General features: G+C 33.6%; 3 protein-coding genes. All 3 read right to left on the bottom strand.

The window, feature by feature from the left end:
• The coding region (locus A9G25_RS06815; RefSeq protein ID WP_141675037.1) for a hypothetical protein at positions 1-612 on the bottom strand (612 nt) is incomplete at its 3' end.
• Positions 613-984: 372 nt separating this feature from the next.
• Positions 985-1,119 carry a hypothetical protein gene (locus tag A9G25_RS13180; protein WP_255307100.1) on the bottom strand — a complete coding sequence of 45 codons (135 nt, stop codon included), beginning with the start codon at positions 1,117-1,119 and terminating at the stop codon, positions 985-987.
• A 124-nt stretch (positions 1,120-1,243) separates the two neighbouring features.
• On the bottom strand, positions 1,244-1,747 hold the full coding sequence (locus A9G25_RS06810) for a hypothetical protein (RefSeq protein ID WP_065626310.1): 504 nt from the start codon (positions 1,745-1,747) through the stop codon (positions 1,244-1,246).
• Positions 1,748-1,982: the final 235 nt, after the last annotated feature.

The following is a 1,982-nucleotide window of genomic DNA, read 5'->3' as shown; positions in this document are numbered from 1 at the left end:
GTTGATGATACTAACCGCCATGTCAATGCCTTGACGGGTATCACTGCCCATCGCTGACATGCCTTGGTTCATCGATTCTTTGTAGGCGTCTTCGTAGATTTTTTGTTGCTGCTTGTCGGTTAACACGATGCCTTTGTCTGCGGCTTTTTCTTGTTCTTTTTCTACCGCTTCTTTTGCCTTGGATTCAGCTCTTATCCGGTCAATATGATTAAGCATCGTTAACGTTTCACCACCAATTTCACTTACTAACTGCGTTTGGTCGATGATGTCTTGCTCTTTTTGTTTGTTAAAAATGTGTTTGAGCTCGTTATTCGCCTGCTCAGTATCATGGCTTAATTCGTTGATATCTTGTTTTTGAGCATCCTTATTGCGGATAATTATCGTCCCTTCCGATACCGCTGAATGCGTCGTCGAATGCTCGCTTTCGTTTTTATTGCGACTGGTTGGCATCGATGGCATGCCGCTAGAGCTTACCCCTGCACTGCTGCTACTGACTTGGTAGTCCGCTTTGTTTTCGATATCACTAAAGCTGATTGTGCCGGTGTCAAGGCGGTTTTGGCTCTTGTCTTTCGCTTCAGAGGCTATCACCGCCACGGCTAGCACAAAAAACATCAAGAAAAACTCAAATAAAATCAATGTCTTTCCTGACTGATTTTTTGTAAGTAAAAAATGGTAACTTACTGTATTTTTTATGTTTTGAATAAAGGGTTATATGAAACAATGAGCAATACAGTAACTAGGCTTTATTTATTACAATGGTCATAAAAATAATAATCACTAAAGTGGTGATAAAACGAAATTAGCAATTAAAAAATTAATTACAGGGGATTTAGTGACAGAATTAACTGTCACTTATTTTTAATAACGAATACACTAATATAGGCAAGGATTGTCGGGTTAAGTTTGAGTTACTACACATCGCTAATAACCGCCTTTTTGCTATAACCGCTATAACCATTGTGGCTATTACTGCCATGCTTCTTCTTATTTTTTTTCATGTTCAAGATGTTCGGCCATTTCAGTATTTAAGGCCGTTTCACTCACCAGTTTATTCATAAAACCAGTTAATTTACCTAAATCTTCTTGGTTTTTTATTCCTTTGGCAAGCTCGGCTGCCATTTCTCTTAGTCTTTTTTCGTCGATTTGTATTTACCTCTTTTTTACTCAATAGAGTAGTTTAAAAATCAGCAAATACACAAATTTATTTATAGGGTCTAAAAATAAAAAATATAGAATGGGATCATTAAATAACATGTAATCCAATAGAATTTGCTATAGCTTCTATTTTTCTCTCTAAAATAAACTCCTGTTCACAATCATGCTTTAATATAAAAAAAGAATGAGTCAAATCAAAACCAGTTAATGTAAATAACTCTAATGATGGAAAAACTATTGTGCATAGAGTTTTTTCTTTCATAGCATCAAGGATATAATGGTTAAATTTATTATATGAATCAATTGGAGCAATTTTACCTTCATCATTATATAAACTCACTTTTTTATTAGATAATTCGTATAATTTTTTATAGAAATTTACAAACTTTTGTTCAATGGAATTAAATAGATTTAATTTTTTTGGATCCTTAATTGCATCAACATATGCGATTAATTCAGTATTATAATATTCATCTTCATCCAAAAAATGATCAAAGTAAGAAACATGAATATTCAAATAATATTTTTTCAAAAAATCATTATCATCTAAATTTGTAGACAACAAAAAATCTATAAAGTTTTTATCTATCATGGTCTTAAATATACTCCGTTTTCATTTAAAGTACCCTTTCTATTCCCTGCTTTATCAAATAATTTCCAAGCACTTCCTCCGTGAGGATTACTTGATGATCTTTCAGGAGATGATCCTCGCCAAAATATTAGACAGTGCCCGCCTCTATCATTTTTTCGTTTTGGTAATATTGTTGTTCATATTGTTCAGGTGATACCCAGCCATTGGCTGAATGACGGCGTATCCGATTATAATA

This window comes from Gilliamella sp. Bif1-4 (assembly GCF_001690535.1).
In the GTDB taxonomy this organism is placed as follows: Bacteria; Pseudomonadota; Gammaproteobacteria; order Enterobacterales; family Orbaceae; genus Gilliamella; species Gilliamella bombi.
Note: the sequence above shows the minus strand (reverse complement) of the source record. Positions and strands in the feature narration are given on the sequence as shown.